The organism is Prevotella conceptionensis 9403948 (genome assembly GCF_000312305.1).
Taxonomy (GTDB): domain Bacteria; phylum Bacteroidota; class Bacteroidia; order Bacteroidales; family Bacteroidaceae; genus Prevotella; species Prevotella conceptionensis.
Genome location: NZ_HE999470.1, coordinates 1 through 1,563 on the forward strand (window position 1 = coordinate 1; position 1,563 = coordinate 1,563).

Below are 1,563 nucleotides of genomic sequence, written 5' to 3' on the forward strand. Positions count from 1 at the left end.
TTGATGCGCAGACATTTTACAATGGAGAGTTTGATCCTGGCTCAGGATGAACGCTAGCTACAGGCTTAACACATGCAAGTCGCGGGGCAGCATGGGGGTTGCTTGCAATCCCTGATGGCGACCGGCGCACGGGTGAGTAACGCGTATCCAACCTGCCCTTCACCACGGGATAACCCGGCGAAAGTCGGACTAATACCGTATGTTGTCCATTGACGGCATCCGATTTGGACGAAAGGCTTTGCGGTGAGGGATGGGGATGCGTCCGATTAGCTCGACGGCGGGGTAACGGCCCACCGTGGCAACGATCGGTAGGGGTTCTGAGAGGAAGGTCCCCCACACTGGAACTGAGACACGGTCCAGACTCCTACGGGAGGCAGCAGTGAGGAATATTGGTCAATGGGCGGAAGCCTGAACCAGCCAAGTAGCGTGCAGGATGACGGCCCTATGGGTTGTAAACTGCTTTTATGCGGGGATAAAGGAGCCCACGTGTGGGTTTTTGCAGGTACCGCATGAATAAGGACCGGCTAATTCCGTGCCAGCAGCCGCGGTAATACGGAAGGTCCGGGCGTTATCCGGATTTATTGGGTTTAAAGGGAGCGTAGGCCGCCCCTTAAGCGTGTTGTGAAATGCGGGTGCTCAACATCCGACTTGCAGCGCGAACTGGGGGGCTTGAGTGCGCCGAAAGTAGGCGGAATTCGTGGTGTAGCGGTGAAATGCTTAGATATCACGAAGAACTCCGATTGCGAAGGCAGCTTACTGTAGCGCAACTGACGCTGATGCTCGAAAGCGTGGGTATCGAACAGGATTAGATACCCTGGTAGTCCACGCGGTAAACGATGGATGCTCGTTGTCGGCCTTTGTGGTCGGTGACCAAGCGAAAGCGTTAAGCATCCCACCTGGGGAGTACGCCGGCAACGGTGAAACTCAAAGGAATTGACGGGGGCCCGCACAAGCGGAGGAACATGTGGTTTAATTCGATGATACGCGAGGAACCTTACCCGGGCTTGAACTGCGGCGGAACGATTCCGAGAGGATGAGGCCCTTCGGGGCTGCCGCGGAGGTGCTGCATGGTTGTCGTCAGCTCGTGCCGTGAGGTGTCGGCTTAAGTGCCATAACGAGCGCAACCCCCGTCTTCAGTTGCCATCGGGTTATGCCGGGCACTCTGGAGATACTGCCACCGCAAGGTGTGAGGAAGGTGGGGATGACGTCAAATCAGCACGGCCCTTACGTCCGGGGCTACACACGTGTTACAATGGCGCATACAGAGAGTAGGTGGCATGCGAATGCCATCCAATCCTTAAAGTGCGTCTCAGTTCGGACTGGGGTCTGCAACCCGACCCCACGAAGCTGGATTCGCTAGTAATCGCGCATCAGCCATGGCGCGGTGAATACGTTCCCGGGCCTTGTACACACCGCCCGTCAAGCCATGAAAGCCGGGGGCGCCTGAAGTCCGTGACCGCGAGGGTCGGCCTAGGGTGAAACCGGTGATTGGGGCTAAGTCGTAACAAGGTAGCCGTACCGGAAGGTGCGGCTGGAACACCTCCTTTCTGGAGGGACGTGCAC

At 57.3% G+C, this 1,563-nt stretch carries 1 rRNA gene; it reads left to right on the top strand.

What is annotated here, in order from left to right:
- The first annotated feature begins 18 nt into the window (after window positions 1-18).
- Window positions 19-1,547 (top strand): 16S ribosomal RNA (locus tag BN93_RS15655).
- Window positions 1,548-1,563: the final 16 nt, after the last annotated feature.